We start from the raw sequence: 24,206 nt of genomic DNA, 5'->3' as shown, positions 1-24,206 counted from the left end.
GCGGCGGGCGCGGAACCCGTGGCGGGGACTGACGGTCGAGCGACCGCTGCCGACGCGATCCGACTCCGTGAGCGGCGCGCACGCCGCCTCCGCGTCCGTATCGCGCCTCCCGCTCGGAGGCCGCCGGGCACGGGGATAACTTCTCCGACGTCCGCGGCTCCGCCTGCCGCGACGGAGAGAGGTACCGCCCTGTGCACGAGGTCATCGACCAGCGGGACTCCGCGCTCCTTACGTCTCCCGGTCCCTGCCGCCGATCCCCTCTGACGGGGGGAGTCCGCCCGTGCTGACCATCGGGATCGTCGCCCTCGACGCCTGGCACGCGGCTCCGCTCGAGCGCGCCTGGCGCAGCCAGGGACACCGCGTGGTCGTGGTGACCGGTGACCCGAAGGGGTTCAGCGGGGCGGAGCTCCGCACCAGCGTGCTCGCCCGCTTCCTCGAGCCCGCCGGCCGGAGGGGCGCCGGGTCCGTCGGGCTCGCCGTCGTCACGCGCCGGGCCCGCCGACTGCTCGCTCCGGAGCGGCCCGACCTCGTGGTGGCTCTCCCGGGGACGGCCGTGGAGCTCGCCGGGCTCGCTCCGACGACCGTCCTCCTGGCCGACGACCTCCCGGCGCTCCCGCGCCTCCGGTTCGAGGAGGAGCGCCGCGGTGCTGTCGTCGTCACCCCGACGGAGCGGCTCGCGTCCGCCCTCGCGGGAACGGTCGTGCCCCTGGGCCTGCCGGACGCGTCGTTCCCGACACCGTCCGCCCCCGACGGGCCCCTCCGCTTCGCCGTCGTGGGAGCCTCCGGTCTCGACCGGGGCGCCGAGCGGCTCGATCTCCTCGCCCGGCTGGACGGCACCGAGTACGTCACCGTGATCGACGACGGCGGCGGCATCGCCGACGACCTCGCGTCGGGGCTGCGCTCCGTCGGCGAGCAGGACCGCGACGGCGTCGTCGAGGTGCTCCGCCACTCGCACGTGTACGCCCACCTGACGCCGTCGACGACCGGCGCGGCCGCCGGACTCGACGCGCTGGCGAGCGGGCTGCCGGTCCTCGCGATCGAGTCGAGCGTCCTGGCCGATCTCTGCGCGGCGGGGGCGGGCGTGGTCCTCTCCGACGACGCGACGCGCGAGGAGTACGAGGACGCCCTCCATCGGCTCCGGCGCGAGTGGACGGCTCTCTCCCGGGGAGCCGCCGAGCTCGCGCGGGAGCGCCCGTGGTCCGTCGCGGCCGAGGAGATCCTCGCCCTCGCGGAGGGACGCGTCCGTGTCGCCTGAACCGGTCCCGGCTGTCGGCGCCTCCGCCGACGCGATGCTGCCGAACGCCGTCGCCCTGCGCCTGGCCGCCGTGCTGGTGCAGTACAGCCTGCGGACGCACGGCGTCCGCAGCCTCGTGGTGAAGGGCGAGGGTCTGCACCGCCAGGGGATCCGCGCGCCGATGACGTCGGCCGACGTCGACCTCTGGGTCGACCCCGAGCGCTTCGACGAGGCTCTCAAGCTGCTCGCCTCGATGGGCTGGCGCCGCCGCGCCGAGGCTCTCAGCTGGACGCTCTTCGTCGACCACTCGATCACGCTCGTCCACCCCTCGTGGCCGTGTGACGTCGACGTCCACCGCTCCTTCCCGGGTGCCTTCGAGGAGGAGCGGATCGTCTTCGACCGCCTCTGGGCGGCCGCCGAGGATCTGCCGCTGAGCGACGAGACCCTGCGGATCCCCGGGCGCGCGCACCACCTCGTGCTGCACGCCCTGCACCAGCTGCGCAGCGCGCGCTCCGCCTCGGCGACCACGGCGCTGGCGGTTCTGAAGGCGCACGCCGCCGGCTTTCCGAGCGAGGAGCGTGAGGCGATCCGCGACGCGGCCGTCGAGCTCGGCGCGCAGACGCCGATGACGGAGCTCCTCACCTCCTGGGGAGTCCCCGCCGCGCCCGAGGAGCGCTACCGGCAGGCCCAGATTCTCTGGGACGTGCGCCGCAGCTCCGACCGGCACACCTTCAACTGGCTGCACGCCGTGGCGTCCGCTCCCTGGCGCCTGAAGGGAGGCCTGCTGCTGAGAGCCGCCTTCCCCACCCGCGCGGATCTCGAGGCGAGCCATCCCGAGGCGACGACGGTCCGACGTCGGCTCCGGCTCCGGGGGGAGCGGACCCTGCGGGCGCTCCGAGGCCTCCCCTCCGCCCTCACCGGTTTCGCCCGGGTGGCGCTGAGCGGCCGCAGCGAGGAGCAGGGCTCGGCGTCCTCGTTCGAGGCGATCGCGGCGACCACGGCGCCGGTGAGCGACCTCCCGGCCTCGTCCGATCCCGCGGCGAGCGCCGTGCATCCGGTGGAGGCCTCCGCCGAGGCGCAGGGTGGCAGCGCGCCGCCGGCCCAGCGCTTCGCCGTCGAGCGCACGGACCGTCAGGTCTACGTGCTCGACCTGTCCCGCCCGTCGGTGCCCCCGATCGTGCTCTCGCTGAGCGCCGCCTCGGTCTTCGAGGCCGTGATCCGGCAGCGCCGGCCCCGGGACGAGGTCGTCGACCTCCTCGCCGATCACTACGACGTCGACCCCGGGACGATGGGCCGCGACGTCGACGCCGTCCTGGCCGAACTCGACGTCCGCTTCCCGGGCGCGGTTCCCGACGGGGCGCTCTCATGAGGGCCGCCCGTTCCCGATCCCTGCGGATCCTGCACGTCCTCGACTCCTTCGAGGACGGCGGAGCGCAGCGTGTGGCCCTCTCCCTGGGCGCGTGGAGCCGCGAGCACGGCTGCGAGACCGCCTACTGGGGGCGTCCCGGGCCGCTCAGCGACCGCGCCGCGCAGGAGTCGCCCGTCTTCGTGGTGCCGAGACCCGGACAGGGCTTCGCGGCCGATCTCCGCGGCCTCGCTCTCGCCGTCCGCCGGTTCCGCCCGCACGTCCTGCACGCCCACCAGCGCCGCGAGGCTCTGCTGGCCCTCCTCGTCGGCGCCGCGCTCGGTGTCCCCGTGGTCGAGCACGCGCACACCGAGCTGCCCGGGATCGACAGGCGAGCGCTCTCCTTCCGCTCCCGGCGGGTGTTCGCCGTCTCCGCCTCCGTGGGGCGGATGGTCGTCGAGGGCTACGGCCGCCCGCAGGATCGCGTCGTGGTCACCGGCAACGCCCCGGCGAACGTCACCGCGGAGCCCGCGAGCGCGCCGGAACTCGCCGAGCCGGTCGTCCGCGTCCTCGGCATCGGGCGGCTCGCGGAGCAGAAGGACCCGATCCGCTTCCTCGCGGCCGTCGAGGCCCTCGCCCGGGTCCGGCCCGTCACCGGCACCTGGCTCGGCGACGGTCCGATGCTGCCGGTGCTGCGCGAGCGCGCCCGGGGAGCCGGAGTGGTCGACTTCGCCGGTCCGTCGGCGGACGTGACCGGAGCGCTGGACGCGGCGCATCTCCTCCTGTCGACCTCGCGGTGGGAGGGGACTCCGCTCGTGATGCTGGAGGCGATGGCCCGCCGTCGCCCGGTCGTGGCGACCGACGTCGGCGGTGTGGGTGAGCTGCTCGCCGACGGTCGGGGCCTCCTGCTCCCCGCCGACGCCGACGGGGAGCGGATCGCCGAGCTCCTCGCCGCCGCTCTGGAGCGACCCGAGGGGCTCCTGATGCGTGCCGACCGCGCGAAGGCGTGGGTGGACGAGGCCGCCTCGCCCGACGCCGTCTTCGGACCCGTCGTCGCCGCCTACCGCGAGCTCGGGGGCCGACGGTGAGCGGGGGCGTGCACTCGGTGACCGTCGTGGCTCCCTGCTACAACGCGATCGCCCGGCTCGACGGCTTCCTCGCGCGGCTCGCACTCACTCTCGGACCGGGGACGCGGGTCGTCCTCGTCGACGACGCGTCCTCGGACGGCTCGGCGGAGGTGCTCGAGAAGTGGGCCGAGGGACGCGAGGACGCCCGGGTCCTGCTCCTCGAGCAGAACGGCGGCGTCGCTGCCGCCCGGAACCGCGCCCTCGACGGCATCGACTCCGAGTTCGTCTGGTTCGTGGACGTCGACGACGAGTGGGACACGGAGATCCTCCGGACCCTCACCGCCGAGGCCGAGCGGACGGCGGCCGACGTCGTCGTCTGCCGGGCGCTCTACCGCACCCGGCAGTCGACCTCCGGACGTGTGATCGACGGCCTCGACCGGCGCGAACTGGTCTCGTCCGAACTCGCTCTCGAGCGGATGGCGTCCGGACGCCTGCACGGCTTCCTCTGGAACAAGCTCTTCCGCCGCGCCGTCCTGCAGGAGGAGCTCTTCCCGCGCTTGAGCTCCCAGTCGGACTTCGTCGGCGTGCTGCGGGCGGTCCAGGCGTCGGAACGGGTGCTCTTCGTGCCGGAGGTCCTCTACTCCTACGTCCACACGGCGTCCTCGATCACCCGTCGGCGCGACCCGGACCTCCGGAACCTCCTGGTCTGCGCCGAGGAGATGCGCGCGGCGCTCGCCCGTACGTTCGAGGAGGTGCCGCGCCCGCTGTCGGACTGGTTCACGACCTGGTTCTACGCCGTCCCCGTCGCGCTCACCCCGATCCGCCAGAACTCCGACGCGGCGCTCGTCGAGACCGGCGTCCGGCTCGGGTCCGAGGCGCTGCGCGACGTCCGCGTGCTCCGCTCCGCGCGGTCGCCGCGGCTGCTCGTCCTGGGGCTGGTGCTCAAGCACGTCCCCGACGCCTTCACGGCGCTCAGCCGGATCCTCTACGCCGTGCACGACACCCGCCGCCGGCTCTCCGATCGGAGGAGCACCCGGTGGACGACGTGACCGTCCCCGTGCAGGCGGCCGCGACCGGCCCCTTCCGCACACCAGCTCCGTTCCCTCCCTCCCGCACCGACCCCCGAGGAGCACCGGCATGACCTCCTACATCACCGGCCGCATCGAGCGGATGCCGGCCAGCATCACCACGCTCGACGAGGCGGCGGAGGCCGTGCTCGAGCTGTCCCGGAGCGGCCGCGACGAGCTGGTCGTCACGCCGAACACCGACCACTTCGTGCGCTGGAAGCACTCCGGCGAGTTCCGGCGGTACTACGGCCGGGCGTCCCTCGTGGTGCTCGACGGGGCGCCTCTGGTCTGGCTGGCCCGCTCGTACGGCCACCGCACGGCGAGCCGCGTGACGGGCATCGACCTCTTCACCGAGGTCTGCCGCCGCGCGGCGCTCGAGGGTGCGCCGGTCGCTCTCATCGGCGGACGCCCCGGAGTCGGCGATCGCGCAGCCGCCGAGCTGCAGCAGCGCTTCGCCGGGCTCCAGGTTCCGGTCGTCGTCTCGCCGGAGCCGGCCGAGCTCGCGGACGACGCCTACCTCGCCCGCCTCTCCTCGACTCTGCGCACGGCCGACGTCCGCATCGTCGCGCTCTGCCTCGGCTCCCCCAAGCAGGAGGAGGTTCGCGAGCGCCTGCTCGCCGTCGGCGGCACGGGAGCGGTGTGCCTCGGCGTCGGCGCCGCCGTGGACTTCCTCGCCGGCGAGATCCCGCGGGCGCCGCTCGTGGTGCAGCGCCTCGGCCTCGAGTGGGCGCACCGGCTCAGCCGGGAGCCCGGCAGGCTCTGGCGGCGCTATCTGGGCGACGCCGTGCGGGTGCTGCCGAGCGTGGTCGCGGCCCTCCGCTACCGGGTGCGCCGTGCCGTCCGCTGAGCACGCGGGCGGCGTCGCCGGCGAGAGGCCGCTGGTCCTGGTCTGGAAGCGCGCGTGGCTGCAGGACTCCGAGACGTTCGTCCGCAATCAGATGCACGGACTCGAGCGCTGGCGCGCCCTCGGAGTGGGCCTCGAGCGCACCGGCTCGGGCGTCTTCCACGACCGCACGGACATCGTCCTGCACGATCCGATCACCCCTCGCGGGCGGCGGTCCCTCCTCCTGCGATGGCTCGGAGTGTCACGACGGCTCGACGCGATCGTCGATGAGCACCGGCCCGCCCTCATCCACGCGCACTTCCTCATCGACGCCGTCTCCATCGCGCGGTACGCACGGAGGAGGCGCCTCCCGCTCGTCGTGACGGGGCACGGCTACGACGTGACCAGCTGGCCGCTCGCGACCGGAGCTCCGCGCCTGCTCCGCCCCCTCGCCCGAGCTCACCGCGCCCTCGAGGCCCGCGCCGTCTTCCGCACCGCGCACGCGGTGATCGGGGTCTCCCGCTTCATCACCGACGGGCTCCTGCGCCTGGGGGCGGACCCGCGGCGCACTGGAGTGGGCTACATCGGTGTCCCGACCTCCCGCCCCGAGGCCGCACCGGCTGCGGAGCGCGCGGGAATCGTCTTCGTCGGACGCCTCACCGACAAGAAGGGCGTCCCGGATCTGCTCGAGGCGGTCGCCGCCCTCCCCGGACCGATCCGCGACGTCCCCCTGACCGTCGTCGGCGACGGCCACCTGCGGGAGGCGCTCGTCGAGCAGGCGGCGCGGCTGGGCCTGCAGGTGACCTTCACCGGCTCCCTGCCCCCCGCCGAGGTCGCCCGCATCCTCGCCGGCGCCGCGGTCTTCTGCGCACCGTCGCGGACCGCGGCGACGGGCGACTCCGAGGGCTTCGGCATGGTCTTCCTCGAGGCCGCGCTCGCCGGCGTCCCCGTCGTCTCGTACCGCCACGGCGGCGTCCCGGAGGCGGTCCAGGACGGCGTCACCGGGCTGCTCGTCCCGGAGGGGGACGTGCCCGGCCTGACCGGGGCGCTCGCCGCCCTGCTCCGGGACCCGGACCGCGCGGAGCGGATGGGCGCGGAGGGGCGGGAGCGCGTGCTCGCCTCGTTCGACCTCGCCGAGCGGATCCGCGACCTCGAGGACCTCTACGACCGGGCGGCCGGCCGATCGATACCGACGACGACGGACGGAGATCGCGGATGAGCCGCGCCGAGCACCGCGCCGACGATCCGCGACCGGGCCTCCGTCCGGCCTCCGCCGGGCGGGAGAGGTGAGCCTGCGCCGGAGCACCGTCGACGCGACCGCCTGGACGGCGGTCTCGTTCGCCGTCGCGCTCGTCGTGCAGCTCGGGCAGTTCGCGCTCCTGGCAAGGCTGCTGGACCCCTCCGAGATGGGGATCATCGCGATCGTCGCCCTGCTCAACGCCTTCGTCGACATCTTCCTCGGCATGGGGGTCGCCCAGGCGATCATCCAGCGCCGGCGGGCGACCAGCTTCGAGCTCTCGTCGGTCTTCTGGCTCAACCTCTCCGTCGGGCTCCTGGTCACCGTCGCCGTCCTCCTGGGTGCCGCACCGATCGCCTCCCTGCTCGGGTCCGCCGCCGCGGCGCCGGTCCTCACCGTCGCCTCGCTCGTGTTCGTGGGCAGCGCAGCCGGGCAGGTGCCGAGAGCGGTGCTCGAGAAGGGGATCCGGTTCCGAGCGGTCGCCGTGTCCGAGACGATCGCTCTCGTCGGCGGATTCGCCGTGACGGTCTGCCTCGCGGTCTCGGGCGCGGGGGCGCTCTCCTACGCGTGGGGGCTCGTCGCGACCGCGGCTCTGCGCTCCGTGCTCGCCCTCGTGCAGGCCCGCCGCTGGTTCCGGCTGCGGTTCCGGTTCCGGATCCGCGAGACCGCCCGCTTCCTCTCCTTCGGCGTCTTCCAGACCCTCGACGGCATCGTCAACTACCTGGGGTCGAACGCCGGCTCGCTCGCGATCGGCCGCCTGCTCGGACCGGCCCAGCTGGGCGGGTACACCCTGGGATACAACCTCGCCGTGAACCTCCCCGCGAGGGTCAACCCGATCGTGACGCGGGTGATGTTCCCGGTGTTCTCCTCGATCCAGCACGACCGCGAGCGCGTCGCGCGGAACCACCTCCGCGTCACCGCGGTGCTCAGCATGGCGAGCATCCCGCCGCTGATGCTGGTGGCGCTGCGCTCCGAGGAGATCGTGCGGCTGTTCTACGGACCCGGCTGGGGCTGGATCGCGGGCATGACGAGCGCGCTGACGGTGGTGGGCGCGGTGCGGGCCATCGGCAACCCGGTCGGCTTCATCCTGATGGCGATGGACCGGGTGCGGTTCGGGCTGGTCGTGAACATCGCGAAGACCGCGATCACGATCCCGATGATCGTCGGCGGGGGAGTGCTGTTCGGACTCGACGGCTTGATCGGCGGGCTGCTGCTCTCGAGCGCTCTCGGCTTCGCCGTCACCTGCGCCGTGCTGCGGGTGGTGCTCGGAGTGCGCCTCGGCGCGTTCCTGCGCGCGTGCGCCGCGGGGCCGCTGCTCGCCGCACCGATGGCGATCGTGCTGCTCCTGCTCCGCCTGCTCCCCGAGGGCGCGCCCCTGGGGCTGCTCCCGGTGGAGCTGGCGCTCGCGGGCCTCGTGCTGGGAGCGACCGCCCTCCTGGCGCCGGGGCGCGACATCGCCGAGGCGCGATCGCTCGTCCTGTCGCGACTGCCCGCCCGGCTCCGGCTCGGCTCCGCCGCCCCGGTCGAGGTTGCCGTGGTGCTGGCCGCCGAGGAGCGCTTCGACGGCAGCGGGGGAGCCGTGGCGACCTGGGTCCGCGAGACGGTGTCCCGGTCCTCGCTCCGGATCGCCGTGCACGCGCCGTGGTCGTCGGCGTCACCGGGCGTGGACGTCCGGCCGCACCGCCTGTACCGGCGGATCTACGCGGTCCAGCGGCGCGCGGCACTCCTCCTGGCGCGTCGGCGCGACAGCGACCCGGGCGCCGAGCTGCGTCGGCTGTCCTTCGGTGGCCGCTTCTGGCTGCTGGTGCTCGCTCCGTCGCTGCGCCGTGTCCCGACGGTCTGGATCCACAACCGCCCCCGCTACGCCGTGCGCCTGCGCCGCCTGGGCTACCGGGGGCGGATCGTCGCACACCTGCACAACGACCTGCTCGATCACCTGCCGCCCGATCCCGCCGCGGCCCGGCGCTACCTCGACGCGGTCGACGAGTGGATCTTCTGCAGCGAGTTCCTGCGCGCCCGAGCGGTCGACCGGTACGGCCTGATCGCCACAGCCGTCCTGTACAACGGGGTCGTCCCTCCGCCCGAGGTCCCGCCGGCGCCGCTCGGCGGTACTGCGGAGGCGGTCTTCGCCGGGAGGCTGGTGGCCGAGAAGGGAGCCCGCGAGGCCGTCGAGATCGTGAGGCGGATGCGGAGCGAGCACGGCGCCGATCTGCGGCTGGTCATCGCCGGCGCATCGGGCCTCGGGGACGACGCGACGCCCACCCCGTACGTCCGAGCGCTCGACGAGGCGGTCGCCACCCTGCCCGGCGTCGTGCGCCGGCTCCCGTTCCTCCGGCACGAGGACCTGCTGGAGCTGTTCGGCTCCTCGGCGCTCCTGCTCTACCCCTGCCGCTGGGACGAGCCGTTCGGGATGGTGGTGGTGGAGGCGCTCTCGCGGGGGATCCCCGTCGTGACGGTCGAGCGCGGAGGCCTCCCCGAGATCCTGCGCACCACCGACGGAGTGGTCGACGGATCCGTCCTCGTCCCGCCGGGCACGGAGGAGGAGGTCGCGGACGCCGTCCTCGCGGAGCTCCCCGCCCTCATCGCCTCGCTGCGCGATCCCCGGCGGCGCGCGGAGGTCGCTGCGGCGTCGCGGCGCCGAGCGGAGGACTTCGGCTGGCCGGGCATCGCCCGCCGCGCGGACGAGCTGCTGGCAGACCCCCGTGGCTGAGGCGCGGGGCCGCCGCGCGCACGCGGATCGACGTTCCGCGCCAAGCCCGTCGAGGCTCGTGCCGCGCGATTAGTGTCGGCGCGACATGCCACCTGCATCCCCTCTCCCGCCCGCGTCCGCCGACGCCACCGCCTCTCCCGTGCTGCTCGATCCGCCTCCCGCCCCGGACCGGCGCCCGCGGACGACCCTCCCGCCGCGAGAGGTCGGCCCGTCGTCCCGGAATCGGCGCGCCGCTCCTCCGCTCCGCCAGACGGAGGCCGCCACCGGCACCTCCGCGGAACGGCTCTGACATGGGCCGCCACGCCGACGACGCCCTCCTCCGCCGCCCGACCGCCTCTCGTCCCTCCGTCATCGCCGCGACCCGCGTCACCGACGCTCCGGAGACCCGCGGGCTGCCCTCGCGCGCGCCGGCGGATCCCGCTCAGCGGCGGCACGAGCGGATCGTGCTCGTCTTCCTCGCGGTGCTCCTGGCGCTGAGCGTCGTGCAGCTCTACACCCTGGGGCCCGTCACCGCTCCGGTCGCCTGGAGCCTGCTCTTCCTCCCGTACTCCGTCGCGCGGCTGCGCGGCGGGCGGATCGACCGGTTCGTGGTCGTGGTCCTCCTCGTGATCGCCGGCACCCTCTTCGCGCTCACCTACTCCGGAGCACGCGCGGCCGCGCTGCGCGACGTGGTCTCCGTCGTCTCCTTCCTCACTCCGTACCTGGCCGTCCGCGGGCTCGGCGACGGCGCCTGGCGTGTCGTCGGCCGCGCCCTCGGCTGGGCGGCGCCCGTGTTCCTCTTCCAGGTGACGCTCACGATCCTCTTCCAGCTCGATCCCGTGCAGGAGACCGCCTACCTCCGGTGGCCGGACGCGGTGCTGTTCTCCGACATCTACGTGCGGGACATCTTCACGACGTCCTTCAACAACGTCCTGCAGGAGAAGTCGGGAGGGTTCTTCCTCAACGGCAACATCGCCTCGATGTACATGGCCACGACCGGCGCGCTGGCCTTCGCCGTCTGGAGACGGCAGCGGGGGAGGCTCCTCCTGCTCGTCGCCGTCGCCGGGCTGGTCGGCGCCCTCTTCACGCTGTCCAAGACCGCGATCGTCCTCGCGATCGTCCTGCCCCTGCTGGTCGCCGCGATCCGCGGACTCAAGGGACGCAGCCTCGGTCCGGTCGCCTGGATGATCACCATCCCCTCCGGGATCACGGCCGTGTACGCCGTCGCCGTGTCCTTTCCGCAGCTGGCGGAGGCGGGCCTGCTCACGCTCGGGGCCCGCGGCGACTTCCTGCGCCTGGCTGCGAGTGCGTTCCCCGACAACTGGCTGCTGGGGCTGGGGTACGGCGGATGGCAGGAGCTGTGGCTGGCGCGCGGGTCGCAGTTCACCCAGCACAGCGAGCCGCGCCCGCCTCACAACCTCCTCGTCACCGCGTGGACCAACGGCGGGCTCCTGATCGCGCTCCCCGTCCTCGCGTTCCTCCTCCTCGCCACCGTCGCCGTCGTGCGCCTGCTCCTCCGGGTCGCCCGGAACGAGGCCGTCGCCGTCGGGGCGCTCGCCGTCGCCGTCCTCTGGACGTTCCTGCACGGGATGGCCGACAACACCACCTGGTTCGGCGATCAGCACTCGCTCGCGACGCTCGCCGTCTCCGTGGCGCTCGTGGGCGTCCTGTCGGCGGAGGTCCCCGCGCCGGGCCGAGTGCCTCACGGAAGCGCTCCGGCGGCCTCGGCCGGCACGGGTCGGGCGCCGCTGCGACGGCCGCCGAGCCCCGGCCTCGGGCGGCGCTGACGCGACCGCCGCGCCGCAGCCGGTCCGGACACGGACCGCGCCGGTATCATCGACCCGTTATGGCACGCATCTACGACTGCTCCGTCGACACGGACCTCCTGACCGGCACCCGTCTCGCGCGGACGGCCATCGGCCGCGGCGAGCTCGTGGTGATCCCCACCGACACCGTCTACGGCGTCGCGGCCAACGCGTTCGACGCCGCCGCGGTCCAGCGCCTGCTCGACGCGAAGGGACGGACGAGGCAGTCGCCGCCGCCCGTCCTGATCGGGGACGTGGCCGCCCTCGACGCCCTCGCCGAGAACGTGCCGGAGGCGGTGCGCGACCTCGCGCGCGAGTTCTGGCCCGGCGGGCTCACCATCGTCCTGCACGCCCAGCCCTCACTGGTCTGGGACCTGGGCGAGACGCGCGGGACCGTGGCGCTGCGCATGCCGGACAACCCGGTGACGATCGAGCTCCTCGCCGAGACCGGTCCGCTGGCGGTCTCCTCCGCCAACCGCACGGGGCAGCCCTCGGCCACGACCGCACAGGAGGCGTTCGACCAGCTCGGCGACTCCGTCGACGTCTATCTCGACGCCGGCGCCGCCGGATCGCGCTACAGCGACCGCCCCGCGGGCGCCAGCGAGTCCTCGACGATCGTCGATGCGACAGCGCTGAGCTTCGAGGGCGGCACCCTGCGCATCCTGCGCCAGGGCGTCGTGTCGGCCGAGCGGATCCGCGAGGTCGTCGGCGACCTGCTGCCGGATCCGGACGCGCCCCGCGCCGAGACGTCGGAGCCAGACGCCTCCACGGTCGGCGCGGCGCAGGCCGGGGACCAGCAGGAGCCCGCCGAGACCGCGACCGGCAGCGACCCGTACGCCTTCGAGCGGACCCCGACAGCGCGCCCCGACTGGGCCTCCGGCGCCCGCCTGCAGGACGACTCCGCTCCCGTCGATTCCGCCGATGCGCCGGACACGGGCTCGTCGAGCACGAACGCGCCGACGCCCAACACCGGCACCGGCGCCGCCCGCACCGACTCCGCTCCGGGTGAGTAACCGGTGATCACCTTCGCCCTCGTCTCGCTCGCGGTCGCGCTCGTGACCGGAGCGCTGTCGTGGGTCATCTGGAAGCTGAGCCTGAAGTACCGGCTCTACCCGAAGATCCGCGTCAGGGACATGCACACGCGGCCGACCCCCCGCCTGGGCGGCATCGCGATGTTCCTCGGGATCCTCGTCGGCTTCGGCATCGCCTCCCAGCTGCCCTACTTCCGGCTGGTGTTCGCCAATCCCGAGCCGATCCTCGCGATCCTCGGCGCGAGCCTGCTCATCGTCCTCATCGGCGTCGCCGACGACATCTGGGACCTGGACTGGACCACGAAGCTGGCCGGTCAGCTGATCGCCGCCGGCCTGATCGCCTGGAAGGGCGTGCAGATCGTCTCCCTGCCGATCGGCGGCCTGACCGTCGGCTCGCCGTGGATGTCGCTGATCATCACCGTGCTCGCGATCGTCCTGGTCACCAACGCGCTCAACTTCATCGACGGCCTCGACGGCCTCGTGGCGGGCGTCGCCCTGATCGCCAACGGGGTCTTCTTCCTCTACAGCTACCTGCTGGTGCAGCAGACCTCGCCCACCGACTACTTCAACCTGGCCTCGCTCATCGCGGTCCTGCTCGTCGGCGCCTGCGCCGGATTCCTCCCCATCAACTGGCGTCCGGCGCGGATGTTCATGGGCGACAGCGGCGCACTGCTGATCGGGATGCTGATGGCCACCTCCGCGATCGCGGTCACCGGCCAGATCGACCCGGCGCAGCTCGCGGCGAAGGAGCTCCTGCCCGCGTTCATCCCGATCATCCTGCCGTTCGCGATCCTCGTGGTGCCGCTGATGGACTTCGGCCTCGCTGTGATCAGGCGCCTGCGCGCGGGAAAGTCGCCGTTCAGCGCCGACCGGAAGCACCTGCACCACCGCCTGCTCGACATGGGGCACTCCCACCTGCACGCCGTGCTGATCTTCTACGCGTGGACCGCCGTCGTCGCCGTCAGCTGCCTGCTGATGTTCGTGGTCGACGTGCTGTGGGTCCCGCTCGTCTTCCTCGGAGTCGGTCTGCTGGTCTGCACCGTCGTCACGCTCGCCCCGCTCAGCCGCCGCAAGCGGCTCGAGGCGGCGGCGCAGTCCGCGGAGGCCTCACCCGTCCTCGACCCCCTCGACCGCGCGTCCTCGACGGAGCTGCTCCGTCCGCCGGCCGGACTCCCGATCGACCGGGACACGACAGCGCCGACCACGGCGCGGAAGGAAGCATCATGACCGGAGCCTCCCCGGCCACCCCCCGTCCGCAGCCCGCGTCCGTCCCCGTCCTGCGCCGCGCGCTGGTCGTGGGCGGCCTCTTCGTGCTCGCCCTGGCCGTTCTCGGCACCGTCGTCGGCGGGATCGCCGCCGGGGGAGAGGGCGCGATCGGAGCCCTCCTCGGCGCGATCGTCGGCGGCGTGATGGTGCTCCTCACCGCCGCGAGCATCCTCGTCGCCAACCGCCTCGACATCGGCGGGTTCTTCGCCGTCGTCCTCGGCACGTGGCTCGCCAAGTTCGTGCTGTTCGTGATCGCCGCCCTGGTCCTGCGCGATCAGCCGTGGCTGAACAGCACCGCGATGTTCGTCACGATCATCGTCGCCGTCCTGGGGTCCCTGGTGATCGACGTCCTCGTCGTCTCGCGCTCGCGCATGCCGAACGTCAGCGACATCGCTCGATGAGGACGAGCCGAACGGTTCCTGAGAGGACCACGATTCGGCTCTCAGGCCGTTCTGTTGCTACAGTAGGGACGAATCCCGCAGGCGAACGTGTCCTCAGATTGTCTCATCGTTGATGGCGGTCGTCGAGCACGATCGCCGTCCGAGCGGAAAACCCCACCTTTCGTCGTCGCGAGAGCGTTGCGTCCGAATGATTCGATTCGGTCGGCTGCAACGTGCCACGCCCCGAATTCCAGGAGCTAGCGCTGTTTGCTAACGCTGTGACCCTGTTGGTCTCGTCCTCGACCGGTGAGAGTGACTTCCACACCCCGTCGATCTCCGAGTTCTTCCCGCCCGGTTTCCTCTTCGAGGGAACCCCTTTCGAGATCAACCGCGTCATGCTGGTCCGCTTCATCGCGGTCATCGCACTGATGCTGTTCTTCTGGCTCGGGACGCGCAAGCTGCGCCTCGTCCCCGGCCGCTTCCAGAACGTCGTCGAGCTCGCGTTCGACTTCGTCCGCGTCACCATCGCCAAGGACATCCTCGGCGAGAAGGACGCGCGCCGGTTCCTCCCGATCCTCGTGACGATCTTCTTCGCGATCATCTCGATGAACCTGACCGGCATCGTCCCGTTCCTGAACATCGCGGGGACCTCCGTGGTGGGCATGCCGCTCTTCCTCGGCCTGGTCGCCTACGTGACGTTCATCTACGCCGGCATCAAGGACCGGGGGATGGGCTTCTTCAAGAACGCCCTGTTCCCGCCCGGAGCGCCGTTCCTGATCTACTTCATCCTCACGCCGATCGAGCTGCTGCAGACGTTCATCATCCGTCCGCTCTCGCTCGCGCTGCGGCTCGTGATGAACATGATCGTCGGCCACCTCCTGCTGGTGCTGTGCTTCTCGGCCACGCAGTTCTTCCTCTTCAGCTCCCAGATCGACCCGGGCTTCAAGCTCTTCGGCGTCGTGACCTTCGCCTTCGGCGGTGCGTTCACGCTCTTCGAGCTCCTCGTCGCCGTGCTGCAGGCCTACATCTTCACCCTCCTCGCTGCGGTCTACATCCAGTTGGCCGTCGCCGAGGAGCACTGACCCCACTACTCACGGGCTCCCGCCCGTTCTCACGATCACCCCACTGAAAGGACCCACTCGTGGACTCAGTCACCGTTCTCGCCGAACTCACCGGCAACATCGCGACGGTCGGTTACGGCCTCGCAGCGATCGGCCCCGGCATCGGTGTCGGCATCGTCGCGGGCAAGACCGTCGAGGCCATGGCGCGCCAGCCCGAGATGGCCGGCCGCCTCCAGACCACGATGTTCCTCGGCATCGCGTTCACCGAGGTGCTCGCGCTCATCGGCCTCGCCACCTACTTCATCTTCGCGGCGTAGTCGTGTTCAGCACCGCTGTGAACATCGCTGCGGAAGAAGGTGACGTCCCCGCGGTCATTCTGATCCCGGAGTTCTACGACTTCTTCTGGTCGGGGGTGATCTTCCTCATCCTGCTGTTCTTCTTCTGGAGGCTGGTCCTGCCGCGCCTGCAGAAGATGCTCGACGCGCGCTCCGCCGCGATCGAGGGGAACATCGCGAAAGCCGACGAGGCCCAGCGACAGGCCGAGGCCGCCCTCGAGAAGTACACCGCCCAGCTGGCCGAGGCCCGCGCCGAGGCCGGAGTGATCCGTGAGAAGGCGAACGCCGACGGCAACGCGATCGTGGCGGCGAAGAAGGAGCAGGCGCAGGTCGAGGCCGAGCGCATCCTCCACAACGCGCACGCTCAGATCGAGGCGGACCGTCAGGCCGCCGTGGTCTCGCTCCGCTCCGAAGTCGGAACCCTCGCCATCGACCTCGCCTCCGGCGTGATCGGCGAGAGCCTCAACGACGACGCGAAGGCGTCCGCGATCGTGGACCGCTTCCTCGCCGACCTCGAGGCCTCGGAGAAGGCGAACAACTGATGGGCAGCGCGTCCAGGCAGGCACTCGCATCGGCGAAGGCGGAGCTCTCCGCCCTCGCCGGTCAGGCGTCCCTCGACACGGCCCAGCAGCTCTTCGAGGCCGCACGGGTCATCGACGGCCAGGCGCAGCTGCGCGCGGCCCTCGCCGACCCGAGCGCCGACTCGAGCAGCAAGCAGGCTCTCGTCGCCCGCGTGTTCGGTCCCTTCGGCGAGCCGGCCAAGCGCCTGCTCACCGTGATCGTCGGCCACCGCTGGTCGAGCCCGAGCGACATGGTCGCCGGGGTCGAGGAGGTCGGGGTCCGCGCGATCGCGTCGTCCGCTCCGGAGGGCGTCAACCTCGAGAAGGAGCTCCACTCCTTCGGCGAGGTCGTCGCTTCCGACGCCCAGCTCGAGCTCGCGCTCGGCAGCAAGCTCGCCGCCGCCGACTCGAAGGTCGCGCTCGTGCAGCGCCTCCTCGAGGGCAAGGCCGCGGCCGAGACGCTGGCGATCCTCCGGCAGCTGATCGCGCACCCGCGCGGTCGCCGCATCCCGGAGCTCGTCCGCTTCGCAGCAGGCGTGGTCGCCGACCAGGGCGGGTTCATCCTCGCCACGGTCTCGGTCGCCGCACCGATCGCCCCCGAGCAGCTCGACCGGCTCCGCTCGGCGCTCACGCGCCAGTACAGCAGACCGGTCTCCGTCAACGTCGTGGTCGATCCCTCCCTCCTGGGCGGGATGCGCCTGCACGTCGGCGACGAGGTCATCGACGGAACCGTCTCCGCACGGCTGTCCGACCTGAAGCTCCAGCTCGCGTCCTGACGGGCGCACGTATCCTCAGAGGGCACTGCCCTCGACCCCCGCACCATCCAGGTCAGGCCCCGACGACCTCTTCGGCTCGCACGGACCCAACGAATAGGAATTCCCATGGCAGATATCACCATCAGCCCGGATGAGATCCGCGACGCGCTGAAGGACTTCGTCTCGTCGTACGAGCCGGGCAAGGCCTCCACCACCGAGGTCGGCTACGTCATCGACGCCGCCGACGGCATCGCCCACGTCGAGGGCCTCCCCGGCGTCATGGCCAACGAGCTCATCCGCTTCTCCAACGGCGTCCTGGGCCTGGCCCAGAACCTCGACGAGAACGAGATCGGCGTCGTCGTCCTCGGCGAGTTCTCCGGCATCGAGGAGGGCATGGAGGTCACCCGCACCGGCGAGGTCCTCTCGGTCCCCGTCGGCGACGGCTACCTCGGGCGCGTCGTCGACCCGCTCGGCAACCCGATCGACGGACTCGGCGAGATCGCCTCCGAGGGCCGCCGCGCCCTCGAGCTCCAGGCTCCCGGCGTCATGTCGCGCAAGTCGGTCCACGAGCCGCTGCAGACCGGCATCAAGGCCATCGACGCGATGATCCCGGTCGGCCGCGGCCAGCGCCAGCTCATCATCGGGGACCGCCAGACCGGCAAGACGGCCATCGCGATCGACACGATCATCAACCAGAAGGCCAACTGGGAGTCGGGCGACACGAACAAGCAGGTCCGCTGCATCTACGTCGCGATCGGCCAGAAGGGCTCGACCATCGCCTCGGTGAAGGGCGCGCTCGAGGACGCCGGAGCGATGGAGTACACGACCATCGTCGCGTCCCCGGCCTCCGACCCCGCCGGCTTCAAGTACCTCGCCCCCTACACCGGCTCGGCCATCGGCCAGCACTGGATGTACGGCGGCAAGCACGTCCTGATCATCTTCGACGACCTGTCGAAGCAGGCCGAGGCCTACCGCGCCGTGTCGCTCCTCCTGCGCCGCCCGCCGGGACGCGAGGCGTACCCGGGTGACGTCTTCTACCTGCACTCCCGTCTGCTGGAGCGCTGCGCGAAGCTGTCCGACGAGCTCGGCGCGGGCTCGATGACCGGTCTCCCGATCATCGAGACCAAGGCGAACGACGTCTCGGCCTACATCCCGACCAACGTGATCTCGATCACCGACGGCCAGATCTTCCTCCAGTCCGACCTCTTCAACGCCAACCAGCGTCCCGCGGTCGACGTGGGCATCTCGGTCTCGCGGGTCGGCGGCGACGCGCAGGTCAAGTCGATCAAGAAGGTCTCCGGCACGCTGAAGCTCGAGCTGGCGCAGTACCGCTCGCTCGAGGCCTTCGCGATGTTCGCCTCCGACCTCGACGCCGCCTCGCGCCGTCAGCTCGCCCGCGGCGCCCGCCTCACCGAGCTGCTCAAGCAGCCGCAGTACTCGCCGTACCCCGTCGAGGAGCAGGTCGTCTCGATCTGGGCCGGAACGAACGGCAAGCTCGACGAGGTCCCGGTCCCCGACGTGCTGCGCTTCGAGCGCGAGCTCCTGGACTACCTGGGCCGCAACACACAGGTGCTGAACACCCTCCGCGACACCAACGTGCTCTCCGACGACACCGTCGCCGAGCTCAACCGTGCCGTCGACGGCTTCAAGCTGGAGTTCCAGACCGGTGAGGGCAAGCCGCTCGCCTCGGTCGGGCGCGAGGAGCACCAGGCCATCGCGGCCGACGAGGTCGGCCAGGAGAAGATCGTCAAGGGCCGTCGCTGACCAGCGGCATCCCGTCGATTCGCCACTTTTAGGACAACAGGAGACACATGGGAGCGCAACTCCGGGTCTACCGGTCGAAGATCCGCTCGGCCCAGACGACCAAGAAGATCACTCGGGCCATGGAGCTGATCTCGGCCTCGCGCATCCAGAAGGCGCAGAACCGCGTCGCTGCCGCGGCGCCGTACTCGAACGCGATCACCCGCGCCGTGTCCGCTGTCGCGACCTACTCGAACGTGGAGCACCCGCTCACGACCGAGCGCGAGAAGCTGGACACGGCCGCGATCGTGATCTTCACCTCCGACCGCGGCCTCGCCGGGGCGTTCTCCTCGAGCGTGCTCAAGGAGGCCGAGGAGCTGGCCGCGCTGCTGCGCAGCGAGGGCAAGGAGGTCGTCTTCTACCTGGTCGGACGCAAGGCGAACGCGTACTTCTCGTTCCGGAAGCGGGTCAGCGTCCGCGTCTGGACGGGCGGCACCGACCAGCCCGTGTTCGAGACGGCGAAGGAGATCGCGGACGCGGTCGTCGAGTCGTACAACCTCGATGACGAGGAGGGCGGCGTGGACGAGATCCACCTCGTCTACAACCGCTTCGTCAGCATGGTCACCCAGCAGCCGACCGTCGTCCGGCTGCTGCCGCTCGAGGTCGTCGAGGGCGCCGAGGAGCAGAACAGCGAGCTGTACCCGCTCTACGAGTTCGAGCCCGACCCCGAGACCGTCCTCGACCGCCTCCTGCCCGTGTACGTCGAGAGCCGCATCTTCAACGCGATGCTGCAGTCGGCGGCCTCGGAGCACGCGGCACGTCAGAAGGCCATGAAGTCGGCGAGCGACAACGCGGACACGCTGATCAAGACCTACACGCGTCTCGCCAACAACGCCCGCCAGACCGAGATCACGCAGCAGATCGCCGAGATCGTCGGCGGCGCCGACGCCCTGTCCTCCTCCAAGTAAGAGGGCTCCGCTCCACACAGTTTCGACTCCGCCCTCCGGGAGCGGTGAGACCACAGAAGGAAGTAGCAATGACACTGACCGCACCTGAGGCGGCGACCGGGACGTCGGGCGGGGCCATCGGCCGCATCGCCCGCGTCACTGGCCCCGTCGTTGACATCGAGTTCCCCCACGACGCGATCCCCGAGGTCTACAACGCGCTCTACACGCACGTCGAGGTCGAGGGCGTCTCGAGCAAGCTGACCTTCGAGGTCGCGCAGCACCTGGGCGACGACCTCGTCCGGGCCATCTCCCTGAACCCCACCGACGGACTCGTCCGCGGCCAGGAGGTCCACGACACCGGCCTGCCGATCTCGGTCCCGGTCGGCGACGTGACCAAGGGCAAGGTCTTCAACGTGATCGGCGAGGTGCTCAACGCCGACGCCGACGGGAAGATCAACGGAGAGTCGTTCGAGATCACCGAGCGCTGGCCGATCCACCGCAAGCCCCCGCAGTTCGACCAGCTCGAGTCCAAGACCGAGCTGTTCGAGACCGGCATCAAGGTCATCGACCTGCTCACTCCGTACGTGCAGGGCGGCAAGATCGGCCTGTTCGGCGGCGCGGGCGTCGGCAAGACCGTCCTCATCCAGGAGATGATCCAGCGCGTCGCGCAGGACCACGGTGGAGTGTCCGTGTTCGCCGGCGTCGGCGAGCGCACCCGTGAGGGCAACGACCTCATCGCCGAGATGGAGGAGGCGGGCGTCTTCGACAAGACCGCTCTCGTCTTCGGCCAGATGGACGAGCCGCCGGGAACGCGTCTGCGCGTCGCCCTGTCGGCACTGACCATGGCGGAGTACTTCCGCGATGTGCAGAAGCAGGACGTGCTGCTCTTCATCGACAACATCTTCCGCTTCACGCAGGCCGGCTCGGAGGTGTCGACCCTCCTGGGCCGCATGCCCTCCGCGGTGGGCTACCAGCCGAACCTCGCCGACGAGATGGGTGTGCTCCAGGAGCGCATCACCTCGACGCGCGGACACTCGATCACCTCGCTGCAGGCGATCTACGTCCCCGCCGACGACTACACCGACCCGGCGCCGGCGACCACCTTCGCCCACCTCGACGCGACCACCGAGCTCTCCCGTGAGATCGCGTCGAAGGGCCTCTACCCGGCCGTCGACCCGCTCACGTCCACCTCGCGCATCCTCGACCCCCGCTACCTGGGCGCCGACCACTACCGCGTGGCGACGAACGTGAAGCAGATCCTGCAGAAGAACAAGGAGCTGCAGGAGATCATCGCGATCCTCGGTGTCGACGAGCTGTCGGAGGAGGACAAGATCACGGTGTCGCGTGCGCGCCGGATCCAGCAGTTCCTCTCGCAGAACACCTACATGGCGAAGAAGTTCACCGGTGTCGAGGGATCGACCGTCCCGCTGAAGGACACGATCGAGTCGTTCGACGCGATCACCAAGGGCGAGTTCGACCACGTGGCCGAGCAGGCGTTCTTCAACGTCGGCTCGATCTCGGACGTCGAGGAGAAGTGGACCCAGATCCAGAAGGAGAACGGCTGATCATGGCCGGGACCCTGAAGGTCAGCGTCGTGTCCGCGAACGCCGAGGTGTGGTCCGGAGAGGCGAAGCAGCTCACGGCTCGCACGGTCGAGGGCGAGATCGGCATCCTCGCCGGCCACGAGCCGATGCTCGCGATCCTCGCCACCGGCGAGGTGCGCGTCACGGCCCTGGACGGCACGCGTCTCACCGCGCAGGCCGACGACGGCTTCCTGTCCGTCGAGAACGACGTGGTGACCGTGGTCGCCCGTCAGGCATCGCTGGTCTAGTACACCGCCGCTCACCGCGGCTCGGAGGGGCCGGACGATCATCGCGATCGTCCGGCCCCTTCGTCGTGCCGCCCGTCCCTCTTCTCCGAAGGAGTCCTGTGCACGTCCTGCTGCCACCGTCCGAGACGAAGCGCGACGGCGGCGACGAGCCGTTCGTGCTCGAGTCGCTCGCCTTCCCCGAGCTCCACGCGAAGCGGCGCGAGCTGGCGGAGGCGCTGATCGCGCTGGCCGGGGACCCCGAGCTCTCTGCCCGGGCGCTGAAGCTCGGTCCGCGTCAGCTCGGCGAGATCGATCGCAACGCGGGGCTCGCGACCGCGGCAGGTCTCCCCGCGGTCGACCGCTTCGACGGGGTGCTGTTCGATGCGCTCGACGCGCGCAGCCTCGATTCCGGTGCACGGGAGGTGCTCGGTCGGACGGCGATCGTGCAGTCCGCGCTCTGGGGGCCGATCCGCGCCCTCGACCTGATCCCTGCATACCGTCTGTCCCACGACTCCCGTGTGCCGGGCAGACCGCTCAAGCGGTGGTGGGCGGCGGAGGCCGGGCGGGTGCTGAGCGCGCTCGACGGGCTCGTCCTCGATCTGCGGAGCGAGGCGTACGCGGCGCTCGGACCGGTCCCTGCGGGCGAGGGGCGGTTCTTCGTCCGCGTCCGCTCGCGCGGGGCCGACGGCGTCCTCCGGTCGCTGAACCACTTCAACAAGCAGGGCAAGGGACGCTTCGTCAGGGCGCTGGCGGAGGACCGGGTGGCGACGGAGTCGCTCGGCGAGCTCTCGGCGTGGGCGGCCGGGCGCGGGTTCCTGCTCGCCGAGAACCGGCACACGGGAGAGCTCGACCTCGTCGTGCCGGAGTCGTAGGCGTCAGCGTCGGCGCCAGCAGCCGGTGAGGTGGTCGTCGACGACTCCGGCCGACTGCATCAGCGCGTACGCGGTGGTCGGTCCGACGAAGCGGAGCCCAGCGGCCTTCAGCGCTCGCGCGAGCGCCGTCGACCCGGGCGTCGTCGCAGGGACGTCGGCGGCTCGGACCACCCGGTCCTCGACGTCCGGATCGTGGAAGGACCACACGAGCTCGTCGAGCGCGCCCTCGCCACTCTGCTCCAGGAGCGCGAGCACGGCCCGGGCGTTGTCCCGGGTGGCGATGATCTTCGCGCGGTTCCGGATGATGCCGCTGTCCTCCATCAGCCGCTCGACATCGGTGTCGTCGTACCGGGCGACGCGGGCCGGATCGAAGCCGTCGAAGGCCTCGCGGAACCTCGGCCGCTTGCGGAGGATCGTGATCCAGGAGAGGCCGGACTGGAACGCCTCGAGGGAGACCTTCTCGAACAGCGGGCGATCTCCGTGCAGCGGGGTGCCCCATTCCTCGTCGTGGTAGCGGCGGTACTCCGGATCCGCGCCGCTCCAGGCGCAGCGGACCAGGCCGTCCTCTCCCTCGACGAGTCCGTCGGCCGTGCTCATCGGTGGGGGATCCCCTCGTGATCGAGAAGCCAGGCTTTCGTGGCGACGCCCTCGCCCGCGCTGAAGCCGGTGATCCGTCCGTCGCTCGCGAGGACGCGGTGGCAGCCCACGATGATCGGCACCGGGTTCGCACCTACCGCTCCGCCGATCGGCCGGCCCGCCCGGGGGCGACCGGCGGCCGTGCCCAGTGCGCCGTAGGAGGTGATCTCCCCGAAGCCCAGAGCCTGGAGCCGCTGCCAGATCTCGAGCTGGAAGGGCGTGCCGCGCAGAGCGACCGGCAGATCGAAAGAGCGGCGGGTTCCGTCGAAGTACTCGTCCAGCTGCTCGACGGCCCGCAGGAGCACCGGGAGGTCCGACTCCGGGAGGTGCTCGTGCGGGAGCAGACCGGCCTGCTCGATGGCGAGCGAGACGATCGCATCGCCGTCGCTGCCCACCTCGATGCGGCCGAGGGGGCTCGTCGTCCGTCGGACGTGAAGGGGAGTCGTTCTCATGCGTCGAGAGTATCCGCGGGACTCCCCACCGACCGGCGGGAATCGGACACCGGTGCAGAACTCGGCCGATCGGTCCCTGTGGAGGAATTCCTGGGGGCCGGAGGGCGCCATCCGTGCGCCGGCGATTCGGTGTCGATGGGACCTCTCCCTCCACAGGCGGCGATCTCGAGATCCTTCCGATGATCCCGAGGGCCGTCGCTCCCGGCGGGTGCGAGGGTCGGCAGGATCGCAGCATGACCTCCTCAGCGATCTTCCTCCACCCCGCTCCCGCCTCGCGTGTCCCGGCCTCACCCGACGACGCCGCCCTGTTCCACGCCGCTCACGGGTCCCGGCGGGGTGCGGCCGAGGCGAGCCTCGTGCTCGTCCCGTTCCGGGCCGGCGCGCCGAGCGGCTCGCTCCGCTTCGAGCTGTCGGGGGCGGATCCGTCCCTGATCGCGCGGGCCAGCCTCGGTGCGCTCGGCCGGTTCGGGCGGGTGCGGCGAGCACTCGCGCTGGTGCATCCCGGCGAGGCGGGTCCGGAGTCGTGCGAGGGACTCGTCGCCGCCCTCGAGGAGCGTGCGCGCCGGCTCCCCGGCCTCGCCCTCCGCGTCGCCGTGCTCCCGTCGTCCGGCGGCGACGACGGGCTCGAGGCCGGCGACCGGGACGACCCGCGAGCGGTGGCCGCCGCGGTCGACCGTCTCCTCGACCGCCACCCGCGGGCTGAACTGCCCGACGTGCTGTTGCGCGGTGTCGACGACCTCGTCCGGCGAGCTCTCGCCGGTCCCGATCCCGAGGTCCGGCCGGCGGGCCTGGCTGCGCTCGTCGTGGCCGTGCAGCGCAGCCGCGGTGCGGACCGCGTGCTGCGGTCGGCGCGGGGCGGTGACCCCGGCGCGGCGGGAGCGCTCGCCCCGCTGCTCCGCCGTGCCGCCGTCGTCGCACCCGCGAGCGAGCGAGCCGGAGTGCTCGTCCTCCTCGCGCGGATCCTGGCCGGTGAGGGCCGTGCCGACGAGGCCGGACGGCTCGCCGACGAGGCCGTCGCTCTCGATCCGCACCACGCAGGTGCGCGCCGGGTCGCGGCCGCACTCGCCGCCGATCGGCGGGAGCGCGCCGCGTGA

At 71.8% G+C, this 24,206-nt stretch carries 23 protein-coding genes; 21 read left to right on the top strand and 2 right to left on the bottom strand.

The window, feature by feature from the left end:
* Positions 1-280: 280 nt before the first annotated feature.
* The 20 genes from C5C74_RS04535 to C5C74_RS04440 all read left to right on the top strand — a co-directional run bounded on the left by C5C74_RS04535 (position 281) and on the right by C5C74_RS04440 (position 22,024).
* Positions 281-1,255, top strand: coding sequence for a hypothetical protein (locus tag C5C74_RS04535; protein WP_104351058.1), 975 nt, complete (start codon positions 281-283; stop codon positions 1,253-1,255).
* On the top strand, positions 1,245-2,603 hold the full coding sequence (locus C5C74_RS04530) for a PqqD family peptide modification chaperone (RefSeq protein ID WP_104351057.1): 1,359 nt from the start codon (positions 1,245-1,247) through the stop codon (positions 2,601-2,603). The genes C5C74_RS04535 and C5C74_RS04530 overlap by 11 nt, the downstream gene beginning before the upstream one ends.
* Entirely contained in the window at positions 2,600-3,667 is a 1,068-nt protein-coding gene (locus C5C74_RS04525) for a glycosyltransferase family 4 protein (RefSeq protein WP_104262490.1), read from the top strand. Before C5C74_RS04530 ends, C5C74_RS04525 begins: the two co-directional genes overlap by 4 nt.
* Before the next feature lie 8 nt (positions 3,668-3,675).
* Positions 3,676-4,695 carry a glycosyltransferase family 2 protein gene (locus C5C74_RS04520; RefSeq protein WP_181134644.1) on the top strand — a complete coding sequence of 340 codons (1,020 nt, stop codon included), beginning with the start codon at positions 3,676-3,678 and terminating at the stop codon, positions 4,693-4,695.
* Between the two features lie 88 nt (positions 4,696-4,783).
* Positions 4,784-5,560, top strand: coding sequence for a WecB/TagA/CpsF family glycosyltransferase (locus tag C5C74_RS04515; protein WP_104223015.1), 777 nt, complete (start codon positions 4,784-4,786; stop codon positions 5,558-5,560).
* Positions 5,547-6,755 (top strand): glycosyltransferase, encoded by a 1,209-nt coding sequence (locus tag C5C74_RS04510; RefSeq protein WP_104351055.1) that lies wholly within the window; start codon positions 5,547-5,549, stop codon positions 6,753-6,755. The genes C5C74_RS04515 and C5C74_RS04510 overlap by 14 nt, the downstream gene beginning before the upstream one ends.
* 67 nt (positions 6,756-6,822) lie before the next feature.
* A complete protein-coding gene (locus tag C5C74_RS04505) occupies positions 6,823-9,483 on the top strand; it encodes an MOP flippase family protein (RefSeq protein ID WP_104351054.1) in 2,661 nt (886 codons plus the stop codon).
* Positions 9,484-9,773: 290 nt separating this feature from the next.
* Positions 9,774-11,249, top strand: coding sequence for an O-antigen ligase (locus C5C74_RS04500; protein ID WP_104351053.1), 1,476 nt, complete (start codon positions 9,774-9,776; stop codon positions 11,247-11,249).
* A 59-nt stretch (positions 11,250-11,308) separates the two neighbouring features.
* Complete coding sequence (locus C5C74_RS04495; protein WP_104323882.1) at positions 11,309-12,280, top strand: L-threonylcarbamoyladenylate synthase; 972 nt, start codon at positions 11,309-11,311, stop codon at positions 12,278-12,280.
* Between the two features lie 3 nt (positions 12,281-12,283).
* The gene (locus tag C5C74_RS04490; protein WP_181065442.1) at positions 12,284-13,525 is read left to right on the top strand and encodes an MraY family glycosyltransferase; all 1,242 of its coding nucleotides are present in this window, start codon (positions 12,284-12,286) and stop codon (positions 13,523-13,525) included.
* Positions 13,522-13,965, top strand: coding sequence for a hypothetical protein (locus C5C74_RS04485; RefSeq protein WP_104223021.1), 444 nt, complete (start codon positions 13,522-13,524; stop codon positions 13,963-13,965). Before C5C74_RS04490 ends, C5C74_RS04485 begins: the two co-directional genes overlap by 4 nt.
* Before the next feature lie 257 nt (positions 13,966-14,222).
* A complete protein-coding gene (gene atpB, locus C5C74_RS04480; RefSeq protein ID WP_068254016.1) occupies positions 14,223-15,026 on the top strand; it encodes a F0F1 ATP synthase subunit A in 804 nt (267 codons plus the stop codon).
* A 59-nt stretch (positions 15,027-15,085) separates the two neighbouring features.
* A complete protein-coding gene (locus C5C74_RS04475) occupies positions 15,086-15,322 on the top strand; it encodes an ATP synthase F0 subunit C (protein WP_055794702.1) in 237 nt (78 codons plus the stop codon).
* A gap of 2 nt (positions 15,323-15,324) precedes the next feature.
* Complete coding sequence (locus tag C5C74_RS04470) at positions 15,325-15,882, top strand: F0F1 ATP synthase subunit B (RefSeq protein ID WP_244229449.1); 558 nt, start codon at positions 15,325-15,327, stop codon at positions 15,880-15,882.
* The gene (locus C5C74_RS04465; RefSeq protein ID WP_104232703.1) at positions 15,882-16,676 is read left to right on the top strand and encodes a F0F1 ATP synthase subunit delta; all 795 of its coding nucleotides are present in this window, start codon (positions 15,882-15,884) and stop codon (positions 16,674-16,676) included. Before C5C74_RS04470 ends, C5C74_RS04465 begins: the two co-directional genes overlap by 1 nt.
* A gap of 105 nt (positions 16,677-16,781) precedes the next feature.
* On the top strand, positions 16,782-18,419 hold the full coding sequence (gene atpA, locus C5C74_RS04460) for a F0F1 ATP synthase subunit alpha (RefSeq protein WP_104223023.1): 1,638 nt from the start codon (positions 16,782-16,784) through the stop codon (positions 18,417-18,419).
* 47 nt (positions 18,420-18,466) lie between these two features.
* Positions 18,467-19,363, top strand: coding sequence for a F0F1 ATP synthase subunit gamma (locus C5C74_RS04455; RefSeq protein WP_104351052.1), 897 nt, complete (start codon positions 18,467-18,469; stop codon positions 19,361-19,363).
* 68 nt (positions 19,364-19,431) lie between these two features.
* Complete coding sequence (atpD, locus tag C5C74_RS04450; RefSeq protein ID WP_104223025.1) at positions 19,432-20,907, top strand: F0F1 ATP synthase subunit beta; 1,476 nt, start codon at positions 19,432-19,434, stop codon at positions 20,905-20,907.
* A gap of 2 nt (positions 20,908-20,909) precedes the next feature.
* On the top strand, positions 20,910-21,173 hold the full coding sequence (locus C5C74_RS04445; RefSeq protein ID WP_104223026.1) for a F0F1 ATP synthase subunit epsilon: 264 nt from the start codon (positions 20,910-20,912) through the stop codon (positions 21,171-21,173).
* A 98-nt stretch (positions 21,174-21,271) separates the two neighbouring features.
* Positions 21,272-22,024, top strand: coding sequence for a YaaA family protein (locus C5C74_RS04440; RefSeq protein WP_104266966.1), 753 nt, complete (start codon positions 21,272-21,274; stop codon positions 22,022-22,024).
* A gap of 3 nt (positions 22,025-22,027) precedes the next feature.
* Here C5C74_RS04440 and C5C74_RS04435 read toward each other — a convergent pair whose 3' ends face one another.
* Complete coding sequence (locus C5C74_RS04435) at positions 22,028-22,621, bottom strand: DNA-3-methyladenine glycosylase I (RefSeq protein ID WP_104351051.1); 594 nt, start codon at positions 22,619-22,621, stop codon at positions 22,028-22,030.
* Positions 22,618-23,112 carry a methylated-DNA--[protein]-cysteine S-methyltransferase gene (locus C5C74_RS04430; protein WP_104223029.1) on the bottom strand — a complete coding sequence of 165 codons (495 nt, stop codon included), beginning with the start codon at positions 23,110-23,112 and terminating at the stop codon, positions 22,618-22,620. Before C5C74_RS04430 ends, C5C74_RS04435 begins: the two co-directional genes overlap by 4 nt.
* 233 nt (positions 23,113-23,345) lie before the next feature.
* On the opposite strand from C5C74_RS04430, the gene C5C74_RS04425 reads away from it, so the two are divergent.
* Positions 23,346-24,206: a hypothetical protein gene (locus C5C74_RS04425; protein WP_104351050.1), complete on the top strand. Its 861-nt coding sequence runs from the start codon at positions 23,346-23,348 to the stop codon at positions 24,204-24,206.

It is taken from the genome of Rathayibacter sp. AY1E8, assembly GCF_002931415.1.
Taxonomy (GTDB): domain Bacteria; phylum Actinomycetota; class Actinomycetes; order Actinomycetales; family Microbacteriaceae; genus Rathayibacter.
Note: the sequence above shows the minus strand (reverse complement) of the source record. Positions and strands in the feature narration are given on the sequence as shown.

Coding starts and splice junctions, on each gene's coding strand:
- C5C74_RS04525 (WP_104262490.1), top strand. CDS start 2,600: ATGAGGGCCGCCCGTTCCCGATCCCTGCGGATCCTGCACGTCCTCGAC.
- C5C74_RS04465 (WP_104232703.1), top strand. CDS start 15,882: ATGGGCAGCGCGTCCAGGCAGGCACTCGCATCGGCGAAGGCGGAGCTC.
- C5C74_RS04435 (WP_104351051.1), bottom strand. CDS start 22,621: ATGAGCACGGCCGACGGACTCGTCGAGGGAGAGGACGGCCTGGTCCGC.
- C5C74_RS04485 (WP_104223021.1), top strand. CDS start 13,522: ATGACCGGAGCCTCCCCGGCCACCCCCCGTCCGCAGCCCGCGTCCGTC.
- C5C74_RS04425 (WP_104351050.1), top strand. CDS start 23,346: ATGACCTCCTCAGCGATCTTCCTCCACCCCGCTCCCGCCTCGCGTGTC.
- atpA (WP_104223023.1), top strand. CDS start 16,782: ATGGCAGATATCACCATCAGCCCGGATGAGATCCGCGACGCGCTGAAG.
- C5C74_RS04445 (WP_104223026.1), top strand. CDS start 20,910: ATGGCCGGGACCCTGAAGGTCAGCGTCGTGTCCGCGAACGCCGAGGTG.
- C5C74_RS04515 (WP_104223015.1), top strand. CDS start 4,784: ATGACCTCCTACATCACCGGCCGCATCGAGCGGATGCCGGCCAGCATC.
- C5C74_RS04500 (WP_104351053.1), top strand. CDS start 9,774: ATGGGCCGCCACGCCGACGACGCCCTCCTCCGCCGCCCGACCGCCTCT.
- C5C74_RS04430 (WP_104223029.1), bottom strand. CDS start 23,112: ATGAGAACGACTCCCCTTCACGTCCGACGGACGACGAGCCCCCTCGGC.
- atpD (WP_104223025.1), top strand. CDS start 19,432: ATGACACTGACCGCACCTGAGGCGGCGACCGGGACGTCGGGCGGGGCC.
- C5C74_RS04455 (WP_104351052.1), top strand. CDS start 18,467: ATGGGAGCGCAACTCCGGGTCTACCGGTCGAAGATCCGCTCGGCCCAG.
- C5C74_RS04495 (WP_104323882.1), top strand. CDS start 11,309: ATGGCACGCATCTACGACTGCTCCGTCGACACGGACCTCCTGACCGGC.